The organism is Streptomyces sp. NPDC007971 (assembly GCF_042958635.1).
In the GTDB taxonomy this organism is placed as follows: Bacteria; Actinomycetota; Actinomycetes; order Streptomycetales; family Streptomycetaceae; genus Streptomyces.
Genome location: NZ_JBIBJK010000010.1, coordinates 43,715 through 63,430, shown reverse-complemented (window position 1 = coordinate 63,430; position 19,716 = coordinate 43,715). Strand labels below are relative to the sequence as shown.

Below are 19,716 nucleotides of genomic sequence, written 5' to 3'. Positions count from 1 at the left end.
ACTTGACCGGGACGCCGAGCATGGCGTCAGGTCTGGAAAGATGGGGCCGACGACGACGTCACTCCCCAGGTCTAGGTCAGGGCCGCAGTACGCAGAACGCCAACCCGCACACTCAAGGAGCGGACACATGCCCATCGCAACCCCCGAGGTCTACAACGAGATGCTCGACCGGGCGAAGGCAGGCAAGTTCGCCTACCCGGCCATCAACGTCACCTCGTCCCAGACCCTGCACGCCGCCCTGCGCGGTTTCGCGGAGGCCGAGAGCGACGGCATCGTCCAGATCTCCACGGGTGGCGCCGAGTTCCTGGGCGGCCAGTACAGCAAGGACATGGTGACGGGCGCGGTGGCCCTCGCCGAGTTCGCGCACATCGTCGCCGAGAAGTACCCGGTCAACATCGCGCTGCACACGGACCACTGCCCGAAGGACAAGCTCGACGGGTACGTACGTCCGCTGCTCGCGATCTCCGAGGAGCGCGTCAAGGCCGGCCGCAACCCGCTGTTCCAGTCCCACATGTGGGACGGTTCCGCCGAGACGCTGGCCGACAACCTGGCCATCGCCCAGGAGCTGCTGCCCCGCGCCGCCGCCGCCAAGATCATCCTTGAGGTCGAGATCACCCCGACCGGTGGCGAGGAGGACGGCGTCTCGCACGAGATCAACGACTCCCTGTACACCACGGTCGAGGACGCGATCCGCACCGTCGAGGCGCTGGGCCTGGGCGAGAAGGGCCGCTACCTGCTGGCCGCCTCCTTCGGCAACGTGCACGGCGTGTACAAGCCGGGCAACGTCGTGCTCCGCCCCGACCTGCTGAAGGAGCTGAACGACGGCGTCGCCGCCAAGTTCGGCAAGCAGTCCCCGTTCGACTTCGTCTTCCACGGCGGCTCCGGCTCCACCGAGCAGGAGATCCAGACCGCGCTGGAGAACGGCGTCGTCAAGATGAACCTCGACACGGACACCCAGTACGCCTTCACCCGTCCGGTCGCCGACCACATGCTGAAGAACTACGACGGCGTCCTGAAGGTCGACGGCGAGGTCGGCAACAAGAAGACCTACGACCCGCGCACCTGGGGCAAGCTGGCCGAGGCGTCCATGGCCGCGCGTGTCCTCGAGGCCACGAAGAACCTGCGTTCGGCGGGCAACAAGATCAAGTAACCCGTCGCGGCACCCGTGCCGTGACAGCCCGGTGAGCCCGGCGCCTGCGCAAGGCGTCGGGCTCGCTGTATACCTGGGGACATGCCCGACGTCCGGCTCGCCTCGTCCCAGGGCAGGTGGATCCTGTTCACCACGGTCCTCGGCTCCAGCATGGCCATGCTGGACTCGACCGTGGTCAACGTGGCCCTCCCGACCATCGGCCGGGACCTCGACGCGAGCCTGTCCGCCCTCCAGTGGACGGTCAACGCGTACATGGTCACGCTGGCCGGCCTGATCCTGCTGGGCGGCTCGCTGGGCGACCGCTACGGCCGGCGCAGGATCTTCGTCCTCGGGGTCGTCTGGTTCGCGGCCGCCTCCCTGCTCTGCGGCCTGGCCCCCACCCCCGGCGTCCTCATCGGCGCCCGGGCCCTCCAGGGCATCGGCGGCGCGCTCCTCACGCCCGGCTCCCTCGCCCTCATCCAGGCCTCCTTCCACCCGGACGACCGCAGCCCGGCGGTCGGCCTGTGGTCCGGCTTCGGCGGGATCGGCGCGGCCGTCGGCCCCTTCCTGGGCGGCTGGCTGGTGGACGGCCCCGGCTGGCGGTGGGTGTTCCTGCTCAACGTGCCGCTGGCCCTGCTGTGCGTGCCCGTCGCCCTGCGCCACGTTCCCGAGTCGTCCGGCAAGCGCGCCCACGGCCGCTTCGACGTCCTCGGCGCGGCCCTGGGCGCCGTGTCGCTGGCCCTGGTGACGTACGCGCTGATCGAGGCACCCGGCGGCTCCCCGGCGGTGGCGGTGACCGCGGTGGCGGGCGTGGCCGCGGCCGTCGCGTTCGTGTACGTCGAGAAGCACCGCGCCGATCCCATGCTCCCGCCCGGCATCTTCGCCTCGCGCCAGTTCACGGCGGTCAACCTGGTCACGCTGTGCGTGTACGCGGCCTTCGGCGGCTTCTTCTTCCTCACCGCGCTCCAGCTCCAGGTGGTGGCCGGCTACTCCGCCCTGCAGGCCGGTACGGCCCTGCTGCCCACGACGGCCCTGATGCTGCTGTTCTCCGCCCGCTCCGGGGCGCTGGCCGACCGTACGGGGCCGCGGCTGCCGCTGACCGTCGGGCCGCTGCTGTGCGCCGCGGCGATGCTGCTGATGCTCCGCGTGGGCGTCGGTGCGGACTACCTGACCGACGTCCTGCCGGCCGTCCTCGTGATGGGCCTCGGCATGGTCACCCTGGTCGCCCCGCTCACCGCCACGGTCCTCGCCTCCGTCGACACCGCTCGGGCGGGCCTGGCCAGCGGCATCAACAACGCGGCGGCGCGGGCGGCGGGGCTGGTGGCGGTGGCCGGGCTTCCGCTGGTGGCGGGGATGGGGCCGGAGGCGTACCGGTCCGCTTCCGCTTTCGACGCGGCGTTCGACCGGGCGATGCCGATCTGTGCGGCTGTGCTCGTGGTGGGGGCGGCGCTGGCTTTCGCGCTGGTGCGGCGGCCGGCGCCGGACTGCCGGCATCCGGAGTGCAGGACGCACGGCTGCATCACGTCCCCACCCCTGGAGTCGGGCCACCGCCCGTAGCTCCGCCCCGCCGTCCCTCGTCCGCGGGTCCGTGGCGGGGCCCGTAGCTCCGCCCCGCCGTCCCTCGTGCGCGAGTCCGTTGTGGCTGGTCGCGCAGTTCCCCACGCCCCTTGGGGGTTGGGGTTGCGTGGGCTGTATGGGTGCCGTATGTGGCTGTGCCCTGCTGCCTTTCGTCCGCGGGTCCGTGGTGGCTGGTCGCGCAGTTCCCCGCGCCCCTTTGAGGGCTTCGCGGCCTCCTCCGGCTGCGGGCCGTCGTGCCGCTGGGGGCGGCACGGGTGGGCGCAGCGGCACCCCGCAAGCGCGGGCAAGCGAAAACCCGCCCCGCCCAGCCGCAGCACCGGCAAGCGAGCCCCCGGCCCCCCCGGACCCCCGGACCCCCGGCCCCCCGGACCCCCGGCCCTCGCTGTACGCACCGGGTCAGTGGAACCCCCGGCCCTTTTCGTGTGCACCGGGCAAGCCCCCCGGGGCCGGGTGCGGGAAACTGGGGGTATGACGATTCACGAGAACCTCCTCGGCGGCCCGCCCCCCACCCACCTGCCCGACGACCCGGAGCCCCGCGAGCTGCTCGCGCAGGGCACGGCCCCGACGGACGTCGCCGCCAAGTACCCCACCTCCTGCCTCGCCTGGGCCCAGCTGGCCGACGAGGCGTTCGAGCGGGGCTCGGTCGTGGAGTCGTACGCCTACGCCCGTACGGGCTACCACCGCGGCCTGGACGCCCTGCGCCGGGGCGGCTGGAAGGGCCACGGCCCGGTCCCCTGGGAGCACGAGCCCAACCGCGGCTTCCTGCGCGCCCTGCACGCCCTGGCCCGTGCCGCCCAGTCGATCGGCGAGCAGGAGGAGTACGAGCGCTGCTCGCAGTTCCTGAAGGACTCCTCCCCGACGGCGGCCCAGACCCTCGGCTGACCCCGACGGGAGTTCCCGGTGCGGCCCGTCCGGTGGCGGACGGGCCTTGCCGTATCCGGTGGGATTGCGGAGGATTCCGGTTGGGGACCGGGGCCCCCGTGCCGGCATCGGCAGGGGCGGACCGCTACCCGTAGCAACAACAGGAGACAGCGATGTCCCCCAAGGGTCACCCCCTTTCCGAGGCCGCTGAGCCCGAGACCCCGCATCTCGACTTCGCGGGCACGACGCCGTACGAGGACTACGTCAAGGCGGACGTGCTCACCCACCTCCAGCAGACCCTCTCCGACGACCCCGGAGAGATGGTCTTCCTGGTGACGACCCAGGTCATGGAGCTGTGGTTCACGGTGATCGTGCACGAGTGGGAGACCGCGGCGAAGGCGCTCCGCTCGGACGACGTCCCGGCCGCCGTCGCCGCGCTGAAGCGCTCCGTACGGGAGCTGGACGCCCTGAACGCCTCCTGGAAGCCGCTCGGCCAGCTCACGCCGGTGCAGTTCAACTCGTACCGCTCGGCCCTCGGTGAGGGTTCCGGTTTCCAGTCGGCGATGTACCGCCGCATGGAGTTCCTGCTCGGCGAGAAGTCCGCGTCCATGCTCGTCCCGCACCGCGGCGCCCCGCGCGTCCACGCGGAGCTGGAGAAGGCCCTGCACGAGCCGAGCCTGTACGACGAGGCCCTGCGGTTCCTCGCCCGCCGCGGCCACCCGGTCCCCGCCTCCGTGCTGCACCGGGACGTCGCCGGGCGTTACGAGCCCTCCGACGCCGTGGAGTCGGTGTGGTCGGCGATCTACGCCGGCGACCAGGACGCCGAAGCCGCCCGCCTCGGGGAGGCGCTGACCGACGTCGCCGAGCTGGTCTGGCGATGGCGCAACGATCACCTGGTCGCCACCCGCCGCGCGATGGGCGCCAAGCCCGGCACGGGCGGCTCGGCCGGTGTGGCCTGGCTGGAGAAGCGCGCCCGCAAGAACGTGTTCCCCGAGCTGTGGACGGCGAGGTCCCATGTCTGAGCTGGTGCTGCGCGCGCAGAAGCTGGACGCGGCCGATGAACTGGCCCCGCTGCGCTCCCGTTTCGTCCTCGACACCGCGGCCGGTGACGCGGCCGACGCCGCGGGCGTCGTCTACCTGGACGGAAACTCCCTCGGTGCGCTGCCGGCGCACGTCCCGGGCCGCGTCGAGGACGTCGTCCGCAGGCAGTGGGGCGAGCTGCGCATCCGCTCCTGGGACGAGAGCGGCTGGTGGACGGCGCCCGAGCGGATCGGTGACCGGATCGCCCCGCTGGTGGGTGCGGCGCGGGGCCAGATCGTCGTGGGCGACTCCACAAGTGTCAATGTTTTCAAGGCACTTGTGGCGGCGGTCCGGATGGCGGGCGACGACCGTGACGAGATCCTGGTCGACGCGACGACGTTCCCGACGGACGGCTACATCGCCGAGTCCGCGGCCCGCATGACCGGCCGCACGCTGCGGGCCCTCACCCCGTCGCAGGTGCCGTCGGCACTGAGCGGCCGTACGGCGGCGGTCCTGCTGAACCACGTCGACTACCGCAGCGGCCGCCTGCACGACCTGCCCGCCCTCACCGCCGCGATCCACGCCTCGGGCGCACTCGCCGTCTGGGACCTGTGCCACAGCGCGGGCGCGCTGCCGGTCGGCCTGGACGAGCACGGGGTCGATCTTGCGGTCGGCTGCACCTACAAGTACCTGAACGGCGGCCCCGGTTCGCCCGCGTACCTGTACGTCCGCCGCGACCTGCAGGACCGCTTCGACTCCCCCCTGCCCGGCTGGAACTCCCATGCCGAGCCCTTCGGCATGAGCCCGTCGTACGCCCCGGCGCCGGGCGCCCTGCGCGGTCGCGTCGGCACGCCCGACATCCTGTCCATGCTGGCCCTGGAGGCGGCCCTGGAGGTCTGGGACGGCGTCCCGGTCTCCTCGGTCAGGGCCAAGTCGCTGGCCCTGACGGACTTCTTCCTGGAGTGCGTGGCGGCCTACACGGAGCCGGGCCGCGTCGCCTCGGTGACGCCGGAGCCGCACGGCGAGCGCGGCAGCCAGATCGCCCTGCGCTGCCCCGACGCGGGCGAGGTCATGAAGCGTCTGATCGCCCGGGGCGTCGTGGGCGACTTCCGCCACCCCGACATCCTCCGCTTCGGTTTCACCCCGCTCTACGTCGGGTTCGGCGACGCGGAACGAGCGGCCCGGGTGCTCGGGGAGGTCCTGGGGGAGGTCCTCAGGTAACGGAAGGCCGGGCGGCTGCCGGGACCGGACAGCGGGGGCGGGGCGCGACCAGGCCTCGCCCCCGTGCCGCAGAACCGTTTATCTTCACCCTCCGTGACATCCCCATGTCCGCGCATGTCACCAGCCTGATACCGTCCCCGCCAACGGCCGACGAGGAATTCCGCCTGGTCCGCCAAAACTGTTCTGTCGCTGAGAGGTTGGAGCATGCCGGACGACGCCGCCGCAGCCCGCGCCGCCGCCGAGGAGGAGTCGGCCTTCTCACACCCTCCGGTCGCCCCCGACGTCACCGCCACCTACGGTGACCACCCCGACCAGGTGATCGACTTCTACGCTCCCCGCACCGACACCACCCGCGCTCCCCTGGTCGTCGTCCTGCACGGCGGAGCCTGGCGCGCCCGCTACGACCGCCGTCACATCACCCCCTTCGCCGACTACCTCGCCCGCAGGGGCTTCGCCGTGGCCAACGTCGAGTACCGCAGGGGCGGCGCCCCCCAGATCCCCGCGCAGCCCACGGAACCCGCGACGGCATCGGCACCGTCCGTCTCCGGCCCCGCGGCCCCCCTGGCCGGCCGCTGGCCCGAGACCTTCGACGACGTGGCCGCCGCCCTCGACGCCCTCCCCGCACTCCTGCCCGAAACGCTTCCGCAGGCCGACCCCCGCCGCACCGTGCTCACCGGTCACTCGGCGGGCGGCCACCTGGCCCTGTGGGGTGCGGCCCGCCACGTCCTGCCCGCCGGCGCCCCCTGGCGCACCGGCGCCCCGGCCCTGCTGCGCGGCGTCGTCGCGCTCGCCCCCATCGCGGACTTCGCCGTGTCGGAGAAGCTGGACGTCTGCGGCAACGCGGCGCTGCAACTCCTCGGCGGCCACGACCGGTTCGCCGAGCGCCGGCCGTACGCCGATCCCGCGCTGCTCCTGCCGACGGGCATCGCGACCACCCTGGTCCAGGGGCGCACGGACCTGGTGGTGCCGCACCTGGTGGCGGAGTCGTACGCGGACGCGGCGGCGAAGGCGGGCGAGGTGGTGGGCCTGACGCTGCTGGAGGACGTGGGCCACTTCCCGCTGATCGACCCGGCGGCGGACGCGTGCGCGGTGGTGGCGGAGGAGATCGCCCAGCTCGCCTGGTGAAGAGCCCGGCGCACCCGGCGCATCCGGCGCCCCCGTAGGGGCCCGCCCCCGGTCATACCCGTAGTACCTGAGAACTACGGCCCGGAACAGCTCCCTGGCGGGACGCCGACGACGCCCTTCGATTTCTAACTTCCTTGTCAGACAAGCCCGATGGCCGGGCGATCTGAAAGGAAGCCGACCATGGGGCGACCCCGTCCGGACACCACGGACCAGCACCCGCCGACGGCACCTCCGTCCGACGGGCCCCACGGCCCCTCACCGAAGACGCACCGCCCCGAACCGGCCGCCTCCCGGTCCGCAGCCCTCCAGCCAGGTGCAGGGGAGGCGCGGGCCGGAGGGCGGGCCCGGTCGAAGGCCGGGCGGCGCGCCCCCGCCTGGCTCCGTGCCGGACTCTGCGCTCTCCTCACCGCCGCCATAGTCGCCCCCCTCGCCGGTGCGGCCCACCCCGCCATCCCCGCCCCGCCCCCGGCCCGCCTCGCGCCCCTCACCCCGTCCACCCTGCACACCGCGTACGAGGCGAACCGGGCCGACGCAGCCGAGGCGGCCCGCATGGCCGCCGCCGACGGCGACGGGCACCGCGCCGCCGCGGACCGCGCCCTGGCCGACCCGTCCCGCAACCTCCTCGCCTTCGACGGCCGGGGCACCGGACTGGCCACGGAGGTCCTCGGGGACCTGGCCCGCGCCGACCGCGTGGCGGTCCTCGTCCCCGGATCCGACACCTCCGTGGACACCTACGGCCGCTTCCACAGGGCGGCGGCAGCCCTGTACGGGGACCTCGGCCGCCGTGCCCCCGCCGGCACCCGCGTCGCCGTGGTCGCCTGGCTCGGGTACCGGACCCCGGGCACGGTCAGCACCACGGTGACCACCACGACCCGAGCCGACCGGGCGGCCCCCCGTCTGCGCGCCCTCGTGGGGGAGTTGCACGCCCTGACCCCCGCCCGGGCCCGTATCTCCCTGCTCTGCCACTCCTACGGATCGGTCGTCTGCGGCAGGACCGCACCCGGCCTGCCCGTCGACGACATCGTCCTCGTCGGCAGCCCCGGCACGGGTGCGGACTCCGTCGCCGGCCTGCACACACCCGCCCGCATATGGGCGGCCCGCGGCAGCGACGACTGGGTGGCCCACGTACCGCACGTCCGCGCCGACCTCCTCGGCATCACCGTCGGCTTCGGCACCGACCCGGTCTCCCACGCCTTCGGCGCCCAGGTCTTCGACGCCGCCGACGCCGACCACAGCGGCTACTTCACTCCGGGCTCGGTCTCCCTCGCCAACCTGGCCCGGATCACCCTCGGCGAGACCTCGGAGGTGACCCGTGCCTGAGCCGGCCCTGAGTGCCCCGCGCCGCGCGCTGCACGCGATACGCCAGGGTGCCCACCGTGTGGACACCGCCACACCCGCGTCCCGGGACCGCGCGGTCGACGCCCTGCGCGCCTTCGCGATCCTCGGTGTCGTCCTCGGCCACTGGCTGGTGACGGCCCTGGTCGCGCAGGACGGCGGGCTGCACACGGCGAGCCCGCTGCAGCACATGCCCTGGCTGGCCCCGGTCTCCTGGGTGTTCCAGACCCTGGCCGTCTTCTTCCTGGTGGGCGGCCATGTGGCGACGTGCAGCCACGCCTCGGCCCGGGCCCGCGGCGCGTCGTACGGCGCATGGCTGCGCGCCCGTCTGGCCCGCCTCCTCGGGCCGGTCGTCGCCCTCCTCGTCCTGTGGACGGTGGCGGCGACGGCCCTGCTGCTGACCGGCACCTCCTTCGGGACGCTCCACACCCTGGTCAAACTGGCCCTGTCGCCCCTGTGGTTCCTGCTGGTTTTCGCCGCCCTGACGGCGGCCACCCCCCTGGTCGCCCGCCTCCACCCGCTCTGGCCCCTGGCTGTCGTCCTGCACGTGGACGTGGTCCACTTCGGACTGCACCTCGGCCCCTCCTGGCTGGGCTGGGTCAACCTGGCGGCGGGCTGGCTGGTCCCGTACACCCTGGGCGCCGCCTGGACCCGCGGCGAGTTGGAGACCCGCCGCGCCGCCTGGGTCCTGCTCCTCGGCGGTACGGCGGTCACCGCCGCGCTCGTGCTGTGGGCGGGCTACCCGGCGTCGATGGTCGGTGTCCCGGGCGCCGCGGTCTCCAACCTCAACCCGCCGACCCTGGCCGCCGTGACCTTCGGTCTGGCCCAGTGCGGTCTGGCCCTGCTGCTGCGCGACCCGCTGCGCCGGGCCATGCGCCGCCCGCTCGCCTGGGCGGGCGTCGCCCTGGTCAACCTGTCCGCGATGACGATCTACCTGTGGCACCTGACCGCGCTGATGGCCACGACGGCCACGGCGCTCACCGCGGGCCGCCTGCCCGGCCTGCACACCCTCCCAGACGGCCTGGACTGGGTGGCGGCCCGGCTCCTGTGGCTCCCGGTGTTCACCCTGGTGCTGGCCCTGTGCTGGACCGCGTTCCGTTCCTTCGAGCAGGGGAGCCGCCGCCGTCCGGCGGGCACCGGCGCACGGCGGCGCTCGCGGGTGGTCCGGGTACACCGGGCCGCACAGGCGCCAACCGCACGGCCGGTCCGCCGTGTCTAAGGTGTGGCGCGTGACGGAAACGGGGGGCCGCCGGGTGTTCGCGGCGTCGGCGGGCAGGCTCAGGCTGGCGTCGGCGGGCAGGCTCAGGCGCTGGCTGAGGGTGCTGCACGAGGACCTGTGGACGCTCAGGCCGGATCCGCTGCCGCCCTCCGTGTGGCTGCGCTGGCTGCCGCACGGTGTGCTCTGCCTGGCCGCGTTCGCGGTCACGCTCGGCGCGGTGGCACAGCTGGGCGACAACGGGCACCTCAGCTCCGGACCGGCCTTCCTGATCGGTCTGTCCCAGGGCGGCGCGATCGTCCTCGGGTTGTGGCGGCCCCTTCCGGCCTGGTGGCTGTCCATGACGGCGACCGTGGTGGGAGCCGTCGCCGTCCACGGAAGCCAGGGCATGGTGGCCGGGGAGGAGTTCACCTGGCCCTGGACCGCGGCCGGCATCATCGCGCACCTGCTCGTCCTGCTGCTGCTCACGCTGCGGGTACGCACCCGGGTGTCGGTCGAGGCGCTGGCCCTGACCGCGCTGGTCACCTACGTCCTGGAGGGCGTGTGGGGCGGGGCGCACTACCAGCCCACCGGGGTCCTCGCGGTGGTGCTGTCCGCGGTCGTCGTGGTGCTCGGCATCGCCCTGCGCGGCCGTCGCGAGGCCCGCGCCGAACTCGTCGAGCAGACCACGCTCACCGCCGAGGAGCGGGCCCGCCGCACCCTGCTGGAGGAGCGCAGCCGTATCGCACGGGAGCTGCACGACGTGGTGGCGCACCACATGTCGGTCATCTCCATCCAGGCGCAGGTGGCCCCCCACCTCGTCGAACGCCCGTCGGACGAGCTGATCGAGAACCTCGCGGGGATCCGGCAGAACGCACTGGAGGCGCTCACGGAGCTGCGCCGGGTGCTCGGTGTGCTGCGTTCGGAGAACCCCCAGGATCCCTACGGCCTGGGGGCTCCCGGCACCGGAGCGGCCCCGGACGCACCCCAGCCCACACTCGACCGGCTCGACGCGCTGATCGAGAACACCCGCGCGGCCGGGCTGGACGTGGCCTGCGAGGTCGTGGGCCAGGCGCGGCCCTACACGCCGGGCGTGGAGCTGTCGGCGTACCGGATCGTGCAGGAGGCGCTGAGCAACGCCCTGCGGCACGCACCGGGCTCGCGGGTGCGCGTCGAGGTCGGGCACTTCCCGAACGGCCTGCACCTGGAAGTGATCAACTCCCGCCCGCGGCAGCCCGTCCCGCCCTCCCCGGGCGCCGGACACGGGCTGCTCGGGATGCGCGAGCGCGCGACGATGCTCGGCGGCCATGTCGACGCGAACGCGACCCGGCACGGCGGCTTCCGGGTCATGGCCTTCCTGCCCCGGGACGCCACCCCGACCACAACCCCGTCCGACCTGTCCGACCGGTCTGAACGGTCCGACCCGTCCGAACAGGAGAAGTGACTCCATGACGAGCGGCGGCACCATCCGCGTACTCATCGCCGACGACCAGCAGATGGTCCGGCAGGGCTTCACCGTGCTGCTCAACACCCAGCCCGACATCGAGGTCGTCGGACAGGCGGTGGACGGCCGCGACGCGATCGCCCGGGCCCGCGAGCTGACCCCGGACGTGGTCCTGATGGACATCCGGATGCCCGATGTCGGCGGCATCGAGGCGACCGGCCGCATCACCACCGACCACCCGGACATCAGGGTTCTCGTCCTGACCACCTTCGACCTGGACGAGTACGTCTACGAGGCGCTGCGCGCCGGTGCCTCCGGGTTTCTGCTCAAGGACGCCTCCGCGGCCCAGCTCGCCGAGGCGGTCCGGATCGTGGCGGCCGGTGACGCGCTGCTCGCCCCGGGGATCACCCGTCGGCTCATCGCCGAGTTCTCCCGCCTGGGCGGCACGCCCCGGGCTCCGCTCAAGCAGCGGGTGGGCGATCTGACCGAGCGGGAGACGGAGGTGCTGGCACTGATCGCGCAGGGCCTGTCGAACGCGGAGATCGCCGAGCGGCTGTTCGTGGCCGAGCAGACGGTGAAGACGCACGTGGGCCGGATCCTGGTGAAGCTGGGCCTCAGGGACCGCACCCAGGCAGCGGTCTTCGCCTACGAGTCCGGCCTGGTCCGCCCCGGCAGCCGCTGACCGGCCCCCGACCCCGCCCCCGACCCCGCCCCTGAGTCCGGCCCGGTCCGCCCCGGAATCCGCTGACCCGACCCCGCCCAAACCCCCGACACCGGCCGGGTCCGCCTCCGGCTGCCGCTGACCCGCCCCTGCCCCAGCCCCAGTCCCTGCCTCAGCCCCTGCCCCTGCCCCTGACCTCCCCCCTTCTCCCGGCCGCGGCTCCGCCCCGCCCCGCCCCTCCACCCCACCCCCGACGCGTAGTACCTGAGAAGGATCCCCGAGGACCCCTCTGCGAGGGGACGACCGCGACCCCCGCGACCGCCTACCGTTCTGCACGTGACCGAGACGACGCACACGCAGACACCACCGCCGGGGGCGGCCGGCAGGCCGCGCAGCCCGGAGTTCCGGCTGGTCGTCGACGCCCTGCGCGGGCTGCGGCAGGACCTGTTCCAGGGAGCCTTCGCCTACCGCCCGCTGCCCCGCATGGGCGTCGACGGCCCGATCACCCGGCGCCTGCCCGGCCGCCTGCGGGAGTACGCGCCCTGGACCCCGCACGCCGTGGTGGTCGCGGCCGGCACGGTGGCGCTGCTCGCCAACGCGGCGACGTTCGCCGGCCACGGGATGACGCAGCTGGTGTGCGGGGCGCTCGTCCTGATCCCGGTGCTGCTGACCCTCGTGCGCCCGGTCGGCGCGTTCTGGCTGTCGCTCTGGGCGACCGCCATCACCTCGACGGTCGGCGACGGCTGGGGCATGTGGCCGTGGCTGCCGGGCAGTTTCATCTCCCACCTGGTGGTGCTCACGGTCGTGGCGATACGCACCCGGCCGCGCACCGCTGCCTGGATGTGGGTGCTGACCGCGCTGTTCGGCTTCTGGAGCGTGACCCTCCTCGGCGGGAGCCACTACGACAGCAACGCCGCCCCGATGCTGTTCCTGTCCGCGCTGATCCTGCTGGCCGTCACCGTCCGTCACACCCGCCGCGAGGCCCGGCAGGAGGTGAGTGCCCAGCAGACGGTGACCGCGGTGGAGCGCTCGCGGCGCACGCTGCTGGAGGAGCGCACGACCATCGCCCGCGAACTGCACGACGTGGTCGCCCACCACATGTCGGTGGTCGCCATCCAGGCGGAGGCCGCGCCCTACCGGGTGGAGAACCCGCCGCCGGAGCTGGAGAAGGCCTTCGTCACCATCCGGGAGAACGCGGTGGCGGCCCTGGCCGAGCTGCGCCGGGTCCTCGGCGTCGTCCGCGCGGAGGACTACGAGGCGCCGGACGCCCCGCAGCCCACCCTCGCCGATCTGGAGGGGCTGCTCGCCAATGTGCGGGAGGCCGGACTGGACGTGGACAGGGTGGTGACCGGTGCGACGCGCGAACTGCCGCAGGGCGTGGAGCTGTCGGCGTACCGGATCGTCCAGGAGGCGCTGAGCAACACGCTGCGGCACGCTCCCGGCGCGAGTGCGCGGGTCGAGATCGGATACGTCCTGGGCGGCCTGGGCCTGCGCATAGTCAACGCGCCGCCGCCCGCCCCCGCCCTGATCAAGCCCTCGCCCGGTGCCGGGCACGGCATCACCGGGATGCGTGAGCGCGTCTCGATGCTGAACGGGGAGATGACGGCGGGCCCGGCGGCCGACGGGGGCTACGAGGTGACGGTGTTCCTGCCGGTGCCCGTGGCGGACAGCACGATCGAGGGTGGGGCATGACGATCCGCGTACTGATCGCGGACGACCAGATGATGGTCCGTGAGGGCTTCTCCGTCCTGCTGAACGCGATGGCGGACATCGAGGTCGTCGGCGAGGCCGTCAACGGCCGCGAGGCGGTCGAGCGGGTACGGGAACTGGCGCCGGACGTGGTGCTGATGGACATCCGCATGCCGGAGCTGAACGGCATCGAGGCGACCCGGGAGATCGTCGCGGCGGACGGGACGGCGAAGGTGCTCGTGCTGACCACCTTCGACCTCGACGAGTACGTGTACCAGGCGCTGCGCGCGGGAGCCTCCGGCTTCCTCCTCAAGGACGCCTCGGCCCGCCAGCTCGCCGACGGAGTACGGGTGGTCGCCTCCGGCGAGGCGCTGCTCGCCCCCTCGGTGACCCGGCGGCTGATCACGGAGTTCTCGCGGCTGGCGGACACACCGCGCCTGATGCCCTCGGCCCAGGCGGCCTACGGGGAGCTGACGGAACGCGAGACGGAGGTACTGATCCTGATCGCGCAGGGCCTGTCGAACGGGGAGATCGCCGGGCGGCTGGTGGTGGCGGAGTCGACGATCAAGACCCACGTGAGCCGCATCCTGGTGAAGCTGGGCCTCAGGGACCGCACCCAGGCGGCGGTCTTCGCGTACGAGGCGCGGCTGGTGACACCGGGATGATGGCGCGAGACGTCCTTCCCGGACGTCCTGTCGCCACCGAGTGAGGGAGTACGCATGGAGGTCGAGATCCGCCCGCAGGTCGGCGTGGGGCCTTTCCGGCTCGGCATGTCGGTCGCTCAGGCGCGCGGCACCTTCCACGCATCCGGGCCCTTCCGGCCCGTCGCGGACGATACGAGCCCGGGGCAGATCGTCCTCAGGCACGAGGAGTCCGGGCTGGACGTCGTGCTCGGATTCACCCGCGGCGCACTGAGCGGTGTGGAGCTGTTCCGGTTCCGGAACGAGGACGCCGACGTGCGGATACTGTTCGACGGGCTGGACGTCTTCCGCACCCCGAGCGAGGACCTCTTCGAGCAGCTCGCCTTGCGGGGCCACGTCATCGAGGAGGACGACCTCGGTTTCGACGCCCTGCCGGAGCTGAAGGTGATCCTCGCGAACCAGAGCAGCCACGAGCAGCCGGTGGACGAGGAGGGCGATCCCCTCTACTACGACTACGTCCTGGTCGCGGACTGGATCTGAGCGGCGCAGCGGCTGCCGCGCAACCGGTGCACGTCGGGGGCGGACACCCCTGGTCAGAGGCCGGGCCGGCACGCTAGCGTCCCCGCATGGCAGGCCAGAGTGACCTCGCGTTCGACCCCTGGGACCCCGCGTTCCTCGCCGACCCCTACCCGGCCTACGCCGAGCTGCGCGCCCGCGGCCGGGTGATCCGGTACGAGCCGACCGACCAGTGGCTGGTCCCGCACCACGCGGACGTCTCGGCGCTGCTGCGCGACCGCCGACTGGGCCGCGCCTACCAGCACCGTTTCACGCACGAGGACTTCGGCCGCAGCGCGCCCCCGCCGGAGCACGAGCCGTTCCACACCCTCAACGACCACGGCATGCTCGACCTGGAGCCGCCGGACCACACGCGGATCCGGCGCCTGGTGTCGAAGGCGTTCACCCCGCGCACGGTGGAGCGGCTGAAGCCGTATGTGCAGGCCCTGGCGGGCGAGCTGGTGGACGGGCTCGTCCGGGCGGGCGGCGGCGACCTGCTCGCGGACGTGGCGGAACCGCTGCCGGTGGCGGTGATCGCCGAGATGCTCGGTATCCCCGACGCGGACCGCGCCCGGCTCCGCCCCTGGTCGGCGGACATCTGCGGGATGTACGAGCTGAATCCGCCGCGGGAGACGGCGCAGAAGGCGGTGCGGGCTTCGGTCGAGTTCTCGGAGTATCTGCGGGAGCTGATCGCGGCTCGTCGCAAGGAGCCCGGGGACGATCTGATCTCCGGCCTGATCGCGGCCCACGACGAGGGCGACCGGCTGACGGAACAGGAGATGATCTCCACGGCCGTCCTGCTGCTGAACGCCGGGCACGAGGCGACCGTCAACGCCACCGTCAACGGCTGGTACGCCCTGTTCTGCAACCCCGGGCAGCTGGCCGCCCTCCGCGCCGACCGCTCCCTGATCCCCTCGGCGATCGAGGAGCTGATGCGCTACGACACCCCGCTCCAGCTCTTCGAGCGCTGGGTGCTGGACGACATCGAGATCGACGGCACGGTGATCCCGAGGGGTGCCGAGATCGCCATGCTCTTCGGCTCCGCCAACCGCGATCCGGAGGTCTTCCGGGCCCCTGACGAACTCGACCTCACCCGCACGGACAACCCCCACATCTCCTTCAGCGCCGGCATCCACTACTGCATCGGGGCACCGCTGGCACGCATCGAACTTGCGGCCTCGATGGCGGCGTTGCTGGAGAAGGCCCCCACCCTGAGCCTGGCGGCCCAGCCGGAGCGCAAGCCGAACTTCGTGATCCGGGGGCTGGATGGACTCCGGGTGGAGGTGCGCTGAGAGGCGGTGCGCCGAGAGACCGTGTGCACAGGGGCGGTGCGCTCAGGGGCGGTGCGCTCAGAGGCGGTGCGCCGAGGTGCGGTGTGCGTACGGGCGCGGTGCGAGACCTCGAAGGCGTGTCAGCCGGCCAGTCGCAGGACCCAGCGCCGCGACGGGTCGGAGTCGCAGGTGAACTGGACCATCTCCAGGTTGTTGTCGGGCAGGGTGCCGCCCGCGATCGTCGCGCACTTGCCGGTCTTCGCGTTGACGAGCTGGTAGGAGACGCCGTTCCAGTTGGCCACCCGGTAGCGGCGCGAGGTGTCCGTGTCGCAGGTGAACTGGACCATCTGCAGGTTGTTGTCGGGCAGGGTGCCGCCCGCGATCGTCATGCACTTGCCGGTCTTCGCGTTCCTGATCTGGTACGAGTCCCCGTCGAAGTTGACCAGGTTCCAGCGGCGGGAGGCGTCGGTGTCGCAGGTGAACTGGACCATCTGGAGGTTGTTGTCGGGCAGGGTTCCTCCGGCGATCGTGGCGCACTTGCCGGTCTGCACGTTACGGATCTGGAAGGAGGCTCCGGAGATGCGCGGCGCCCCGGCGGCGAGGTCCGCGCGTGCGGGGGCCGGAAGAAGCAGGATGCCCCCGGCCACGAAGACCGTCGGCACCGTCAGGAGACGGCGTGCGCGGGCGTTTTTGCGCATGGGGGTGCTCCTCTCCGAGGAAGAGGGGGTGACAGCATCGCCGACTGGCCGTCAGGTCCGCTCTCCGGCGCCGTACGAACGGACCGCCGGGGGATATCTGATCCGAGCGCGGCTGTTCTCCCACTATCGGCGCCCGCGACTCCACCCGCAACCTCAGCCTCACGGCTCTCGCAACCGCAGTCTCACGTCACTGGCAACCGCAGCCTCACGACCCGACGATGTCCCGCCTCCTCAGGCCCGCCAGCCCCGCGGCCACCAGCGCCGCCGCCAGCCCCGTGAGGGCCAGTACCGGACCCCACTCCATCCCGCCGCCCGGAAGCTTCGGCAGGTGGCCGAACGGGGAAAGGTCCAGGACCGGTTGGGGTGCGTCCAGGGCCGGGCCGACCCAGCCGATCAGCAGGACCGCCCCGGCGATGCCCCAGGCCGCCGGGGCGAGCCGGGGCGCCGTCCCGTACAGCAGCACCGCCGCCCCTCCGATCACCCACACCGCCGGGAGCTGCACCAGGCAGGCGACCAGGATCGGGCCGGTCTGCCTGCCGTAGCCCACCGCGAAGCCCAGGCCCGCCAGGAGCATGATCAGGGCCGAGCCGCCGAAGGCGATCGCCAGATGGCTCGCCGCCCAGCGCAGCCGCCCCACCGCACACGCCAGCACCGGTTCGGCGCGGCCCGACGTCTCCTCCCCGTGCAGGCGCAGGACCGAGGCCACCACGAACAGGGCCGCGATCAGGCCGAGCATGCCGACCATGGAGGCGAGGAACGCGTCCGTGAGGCCGCTGTGCCCGCCCATCCGCTCGAAGATCTGCCGGGCGTTGTCGTTGTCACGGACCAGATCGGCCGCGCCGTCCGTGAGCCCGCCGTGGACGACCCCGGCGAGCAAGAAGCCGGCCGACCAGCCGAGGACGCCGCCGCGTTGCAGGCGCCAGGCCAGCCCGGCCGCCGTGCCGATACGGCCGGTGGGCGGTCCGGGCCGGGTGGGCAGGAAGCTCATGCCGAGGTCCCGGCGCCCCGCGAGTGCGTACGCGAGCGCGCCCTGTGCGGTCACCGCCGCCGCGAACAGGAGCAGCACCCACCACCGTTCGCCGGCGAAGGAGCGCAGGTTCTCCAGCCAGCCCAGCGGCGAGACCCAGGTCGGGACCGAGGAGCCTTCGTCCGTCGCCGCGTCGCCCGCCGCGCGGAGCACGAAGGCCGTGCCGAGCACCGCCGCCGTCAGACCACGGGCCAGGCGCGCGCTCTGCGTCAGCTGGGCGACGATCGCCGCCGTCGTGGCGAAGACCATGCCGGTCGCCGCGAGTCCGAGCCCGAAGGACAGTGCGCCGGCGGCCCCCTGTGCGGACAGGCCGGCCGTGACCAGCAGGGCGAGTACGGCGTTGGCGACGGCCGCAGCCAGCAGGGCCGCCGTGAGCGAGGCCCGGCGGCCCACCATCCCGGACGCCACCAGCTCCTGGCGGCCGCTCTCCTCCTCGTCCCGGGTGTGCCGTACGACGATCAGCAGGCTCATGACGGCGGCCAGCGCGCCCGCGTAGACGCCGACGCGCCAGGCGGTCAGTGCGCCGATCGAGGTGTCGAAGACCGGTCCGATCAGGGCCCGGAACGAGGCGTTGGTCTCCAGCTGGTGGGTCAGGGCGGCGCGTTCGGTCGCGGTGCCGTAGAGGTTCTTCAGCGTGTTCGGCATGGAGAGGACCATCAGCGCGTTCACCGCGAGCCACACCGGGATCAGCGTCCGGTCGCGGCGCAGGGCGAAGCGCAACAGGGTCCGGGTGCCGGCCAGTTGGCGGGAGCCGCCGGACGGCGCCGGTGCCGCGAGCGTCGTCATCGTGACCCCTCGTCCTGGTAGTGGCGCAGGAACAGCTCCTCCAGCGTGGGCGGGGCCGACGTGAGCGAGCGCACGCCGGACTCGCTCAACTGCCGCAGCACGCAGTCCAGTTGGGCGGTGTCCACCTGGAGGCTGACCCTGTGGCCCTGTATGTCGAGGCCGTGGACGCCCGGCAGGTGCGCGAGCCCGTTGGGCGGGCCCGTGAGTTCGGCGCTCACGCTGGTGCGGGTGAGGTGGCGCAGGTCGGCGAGCGAGCCGGTCTCCACGGTCCGGCCCTTGCGGATGATGCTGACCCGGTCGCACAGCTCCTCGACCTCGCTGAGGATGTGGGAGGACAGCAGGACCGTCCGGCCCCGCTCCCGCTCCTCCTCGACACAGCGCCGGAAGACCCCCTCCATCAGCGGGTCCAGTCCCGAGGTCGGCTCGTCCAGGATCAGCAGGTCCACGTCCGAGGCGAAGGCGGCGACCAGGGCGACCTTCTGCCGGTTGCCCTTGGAGTAGGTGCGGCCCTTCTTGGCGGGGTCCAGCTCGAAGCGCTCGACCAGCTCCGCACGGCGGGCCGTGTCCAGGCCCCCGCGCAGGCGGCCGTAGAGGTCGATGACCTCGCCGCCGGAGAGGTTGCGCCACAGGGTCACGTCGCCGGGGACGTAGGCGATCCGGCGGTGCACCTCGACCGCGTCCGTCCACGGGTCGCGGCCCAGCACCTGCGCGGCGCCCGCGTCGGCCCGCAGCAGGCCGAGCAGGACGCGGATGGCGGTCGACTTGCCGGCGCCGTTGGGCCCGAGGAAGCCGTGCACCTCACCGGCCTCGACGTCCAGGTCGAGGCCGTCCAGCGCATGCGTACGGCCGAAGGACTTGTGCAGTCCGGAGACCGTGATTGCCGTGGTCATGGTTTTGAACGTACGCTTCGTTCAGAAATTTGTGAAGTTAAGGAAGCGCATGAACACCGGATAGGGTGAGGAGCATGACGGAGCCGAGTTCGCAGCGGGACCCGGAGGCGGTCTCGCGGTTCGTGGAGCACTTCGCGGCACAGCTGGTGGAGGCGGGGATGCCGCGCATGCCCTCCCGGGTCTTCGCGGCGCTGCTCGCCTCCGACGCCGGCACCCTGACCTCGGCCGAGCTGGGCGAGCAGCTGCAGATCAGCCCCGCGGCCGTCTCCGGCGCCGTGCGCTGCCTCGCCCAGGTGCACATGGTGTCCCGCGAGCGCGAGCCCGGCTCGCGCCGGGAGCGCTACCGGGTGCACAGCGACCAGTGGTACGAGGCGCTCACCAGTCGCGAGGCGATCATCAAGCGCTGGGAGGACGCCCTGCGCGACGGCGTCGCCGGCCTGGGCCCCGGCACCCCGGCCGGCCGCAGACTCTCCGAGACCCTGGCCTTCTTCGAGTTCATCGAGAAGGACGTGGCCGAGATGATGGAACGCTGGAAGACCTACCGGGAAGAGAAGTTCGGCCACTGAGGTCGCAGACCCCGAGCCCCGACG

Annotated in this window: 18 protein-coding genes; 15 read left to right on the top strand and 3 right to left on the bottom strand. The window is 72.9% G+C overall.

Features of this window, described 5'->3' with window-relative positions:
* Positions 1-127: 127 nt before the first annotated feature.
* From fbaA to ACFZCP_RS21885, 14 genes are all read left to right on the top strand, one after another.
* Positions 128-1,150 (top strand): class II fructose-bisphosphate aldolase, encoded by a 1,023-nt coding sequence (fbaA, locus tag ACFZCP_RS21950; protein WP_362698380.1) that lies wholly within the window; start codon positions 128-130, stop codon positions 1,148-1,150.
* 81 nt (positions 1,151-1,231) lie between these two features.
* Positions 1,232-2,686 carry a DHA2 family efflux MFS transporter permease subunit gene (locus ACFZCP_RS21945; RefSeq protein WP_391429082.1) on the top strand — a complete coding sequence of 485 codons (1,455 nt, stop codon included), beginning with the start codon at positions 1,232-1,234 and terminating at the stop codon, positions 2,684-2,686.
* Between the two features lie 489 nt (positions 2,687-3,175).
* Positions 3,176-3,589, top strand: a complete 414-nt coding sequence (locus tag ACFZCP_RS21940; RefSeq protein ID WP_362698374.1) for a DUF3151 domain-containing protein — start codon at positions 3,176-3,178, stop codon at positions 3,587-3,589.
* Between the two features lie 152 nt (positions 3,590-3,741).
* Positions 3,742-4,590, top strand: a complete 849-nt coding sequence (locus ACFZCP_RS21935) for a tryptophan 2,3-dioxygenase family protein (RefSeq protein WP_391429080.1) — start codon at positions 3,742-3,744, stop codon at positions 4,588-4,590.
* Positions 4,583-5,809 carry a kynureninase gene (gene kynU, locus ACFZCP_RS21930; protein ID WP_391429078.1) on the top strand — a complete coding sequence of 409 codons (1,227 nt, stop codon included), beginning with the start codon at positions 4,583-4,585 and terminating at the stop codon, positions 5,807-5,809. The genes ACFZCP_RS21935 and kynU overlap by 8 nt, the downstream gene beginning before the upstream one ends.
* A gap of 204 nt (positions 5,810-6,013) precedes the next feature.
* Positions 6,014-6,934, top strand: a complete 921-nt coding sequence (locus tag ACFZCP_RS21925; RefSeq protein ID WP_391429076.1) for an alpha/beta hydrolase — start codon at positions 6,014-6,016, stop codon at positions 6,932-6,934.
* Between the two features lie 180 nt (positions 6,935-7,114).
* Positions 7,115-8,254 (top strand): alpha/beta hydrolase, encoded by a 1,140-nt coding sequence (locus ACFZCP_RS21920; RefSeq protein ID WP_391429074.1) that lies wholly within the window; start codon positions 7,115-7,117, stop codon positions 8,252-8,254.
* A complete protein-coding gene (locus tag ACFZCP_RS21915) occupies positions 8,247-9,488 on the top strand; it encodes an acyltransferase family protein (RefSeq protein WP_391429072.1) in 1,242 nt (413 codons plus the stop codon). Before ACFZCP_RS21920 ends, ACFZCP_RS21915 begins: the two co-directional genes overlap by 8 nt.
* Before the next feature lie 10 nt (positions 9,489-9,498).
* Positions 9,499-10,908: a histidine kinase gene (locus ACFZCP_RS21910; RefSeq protein ID WP_391429071.1), complete on the top strand. Its 1,410-nt coding sequence runs from the start codon at positions 9,499-9,501 to the stop codon at positions 10,906-10,908.
* A 4-nt stretch (positions 10,909-10,912) separates the two neighbouring features.
* Entirely contained in the window at positions 10,913-11,590 is a 678-nt protein-coding gene (locus ACFZCP_RS21905) for a response regulator transcription factor (RefSeq protein WP_362698356.1), read from the top strand.
* A 315-nt stretch (positions 11,591-11,905) separates the two neighbouring features.
* Complete coding sequence (locus tag ACFZCP_RS21900; RefSeq protein WP_391429068.1) at positions 11,906-13,261, top strand: histidine kinase; 1,356 nt, start codon at positions 11,906-11,908, stop codon at positions 13,259-13,261.
* Positions 13,258-13,923, top strand: coding sequence for a response regulator transcription factor (locus tag ACFZCP_RS21895; protein WP_362698350.1), 666 nt, complete (start codon positions 13,258-13,260; stop codon positions 13,921-13,923). Before ACFZCP_RS21900 ends, ACFZCP_RS21895 begins: the two co-directional genes overlap by 4 nt.
* Positions 13,924-13,977: 54 nt before the next feature.
* Complete coding sequence (locus ACFZCP_RS21890; protein WP_391429066.1) at positions 13,978-14,439, top strand: hypothetical protein; 462 nt, start codon at positions 13,978-13,980, stop codon at positions 14,437-14,439.
* An 86-nt stretch (positions 14,440-14,525) separates the two neighbouring features.
* On the top strand, positions 14,526-15,746 hold the full coding sequence (locus ACFZCP_RS21885) for a cytochrome P450 (RefSeq protein ID WP_391429064.1): 1,221 nt from the start codon (positions 14,526-14,528) through the stop codon (positions 15,744-15,746).
* 119 nt (positions 15,747-15,865) lie between these two features.
* On the opposite strand, the gene ACFZCP_RS21880 is transcribed toward ACFZCP_RS21885, so the two are convergent.
* From ACFZCP_RS21880 to ACFZCP_RS21870, 3 genes are all read right to left on the bottom strand, one after another.
* A complete protein-coding gene (locus ACFZCP_RS21880) occupies positions 15,866-16,423 on the bottom strand; it encodes an RICIN domain-containing protein (protein WP_391429062.1) in 558 nt (185 codons plus the stop codon).
* 205 nt (positions 16,424-16,628) lie between these two features.
* Complete coding sequence (locus tag ACFZCP_RS21875; RefSeq protein WP_391429061.1) at positions 16,629-18,236, bottom strand: ABC transporter permease; 1,608 nt, start codon at positions 18,234-18,236, stop codon at positions 16,629-16,631.
* Positions 18,233-19,126, bottom strand: a complete 894-nt coding sequence (locus tag ACFZCP_RS21870) for an ATP-binding cassette domain-containing protein (protein WP_391429059.1) — start codon at positions 19,124-19,126, stop codon at positions 18,233-18,235. Before ACFZCP_RS21870 ends, ACFZCP_RS21875 begins: the two co-directional genes overlap by 4 nt.
* Before the next feature lie 74 nt (positions 19,127-19,200).
* Between ACFZCP_RS21870 and ACFZCP_RS21865 the strand changes: the two genes are divergently transcribed.
* Entirely contained in the window at positions 19,201-19,692 is a 492-nt protein-coding gene (locus tag ACFZCP_RS21865; protein ID WP_391429056.1) for a MarR family transcriptional regulator, read from the top strand.
* The last annotated feature ends 24 nt before the right edge of the window (positions 19,693-19,716 follow it).

Coding starts and splice junctions, on each gene's coding strand:
- ACFZCP_RS21890 (WP_391429066.1), top strand. CDS start 13,978: ATGGAGGTCGAGATCCGCCCGCAGGTCGGCGTGGGGCCTTTCCGGCTC.
- ACFZCP_RS21925 (WP_391429076.1), top strand. CDS start 6,014: ATGCCGGACGACGCCGCCGCAGCCCGCGCCGCCGCCGAGGAGGAGTCG.
- ACFZCP_RS21865 (WP_391429056.1), top strand. CDS start 19,201: ATGACGGAGCCGAGTTCGCAGCGGGACCCGGAGGCGGTCTCGCGGTTC.
- ACFZCP_RS21895 (WP_362698350.1), top strand. CDS start 13,258: ATGACGATCCGCGTACTGATCGCGGACGACCAGATGATGGTCCGTGAG.
- kynU (WP_391429078.1), top strand. CDS start 4,583: ATGTCTGAGCTGGTGCTGCGCGCGCAGAAGCTGGACGCGGCCGATGAA.
- ACFZCP_RS21935 (WP_391429080.1), top strand. CDS start 3,742: ATGTCCCCCAAGGGTCACCCCCTTTCCGAGGCCGCTGAGCCCGAGACC.
- ACFZCP_RS21905 (WP_362698356.1), top strand. CDS start 10,913: ATGACGAGCGGCGGCACCATCCGCGTACTCATCGCCGACGACCAGCAG.
- ACFZCP_RS21885 (WP_391429064.1), top strand. CDS start 14,526: ATGGCAGGCCAGAGTGACCTCGCGTTCGACCCCTGGGACCCCGCGTTC.
- ACFZCP_RS21870 (WP_391429059.1), bottom strand. CDS start 19,126: ATGACCACGGCAATCACGGTCTCCGGACTGCACAAGTCCTTCGGCCGT.
- ACFZCP_RS21875 (WP_391429061.1), bottom strand. CDS start 18,236: ATGACGACGCTCGCGGCACCGGCGCCGTCCGGCGGCTCCCGCCAACTG.
- ACFZCP_RS21945 (WP_391429082.1), top strand. CDS start 1,232: ATGCCCGACGTCCGGCTCGCCTCGTCCCAGGGCAGGTGGATCCTGTTC.
- ACFZCP_RS21940 (WP_362698374.1), top strand. CDS start 3,176: ATGACGATTCACGAGAACCTCCTCGGCGGCCCGCCCCCCACCCACCTG.
- fbaA (WP_362698380.1), top strand. CDS start 128: ATGCCCATCGCAACCCCCGAGGTCTACAACGAGATGCTCGACCGGGCG.
- ACFZCP_RS21880 (WP_391429062.1), bottom strand. CDS start 16,423: ATGCGCAAAAACGCCCGCGCACGCCGTCTCCTGACGGTGCCGACGGTC.
- ACFZCP_RS21920 (WP_391429074.1), top strand. CDS start 7,115: ATGGGGCGACCCCGTCCGGACACCACGGACCAGCACCCGCCGACGGCA.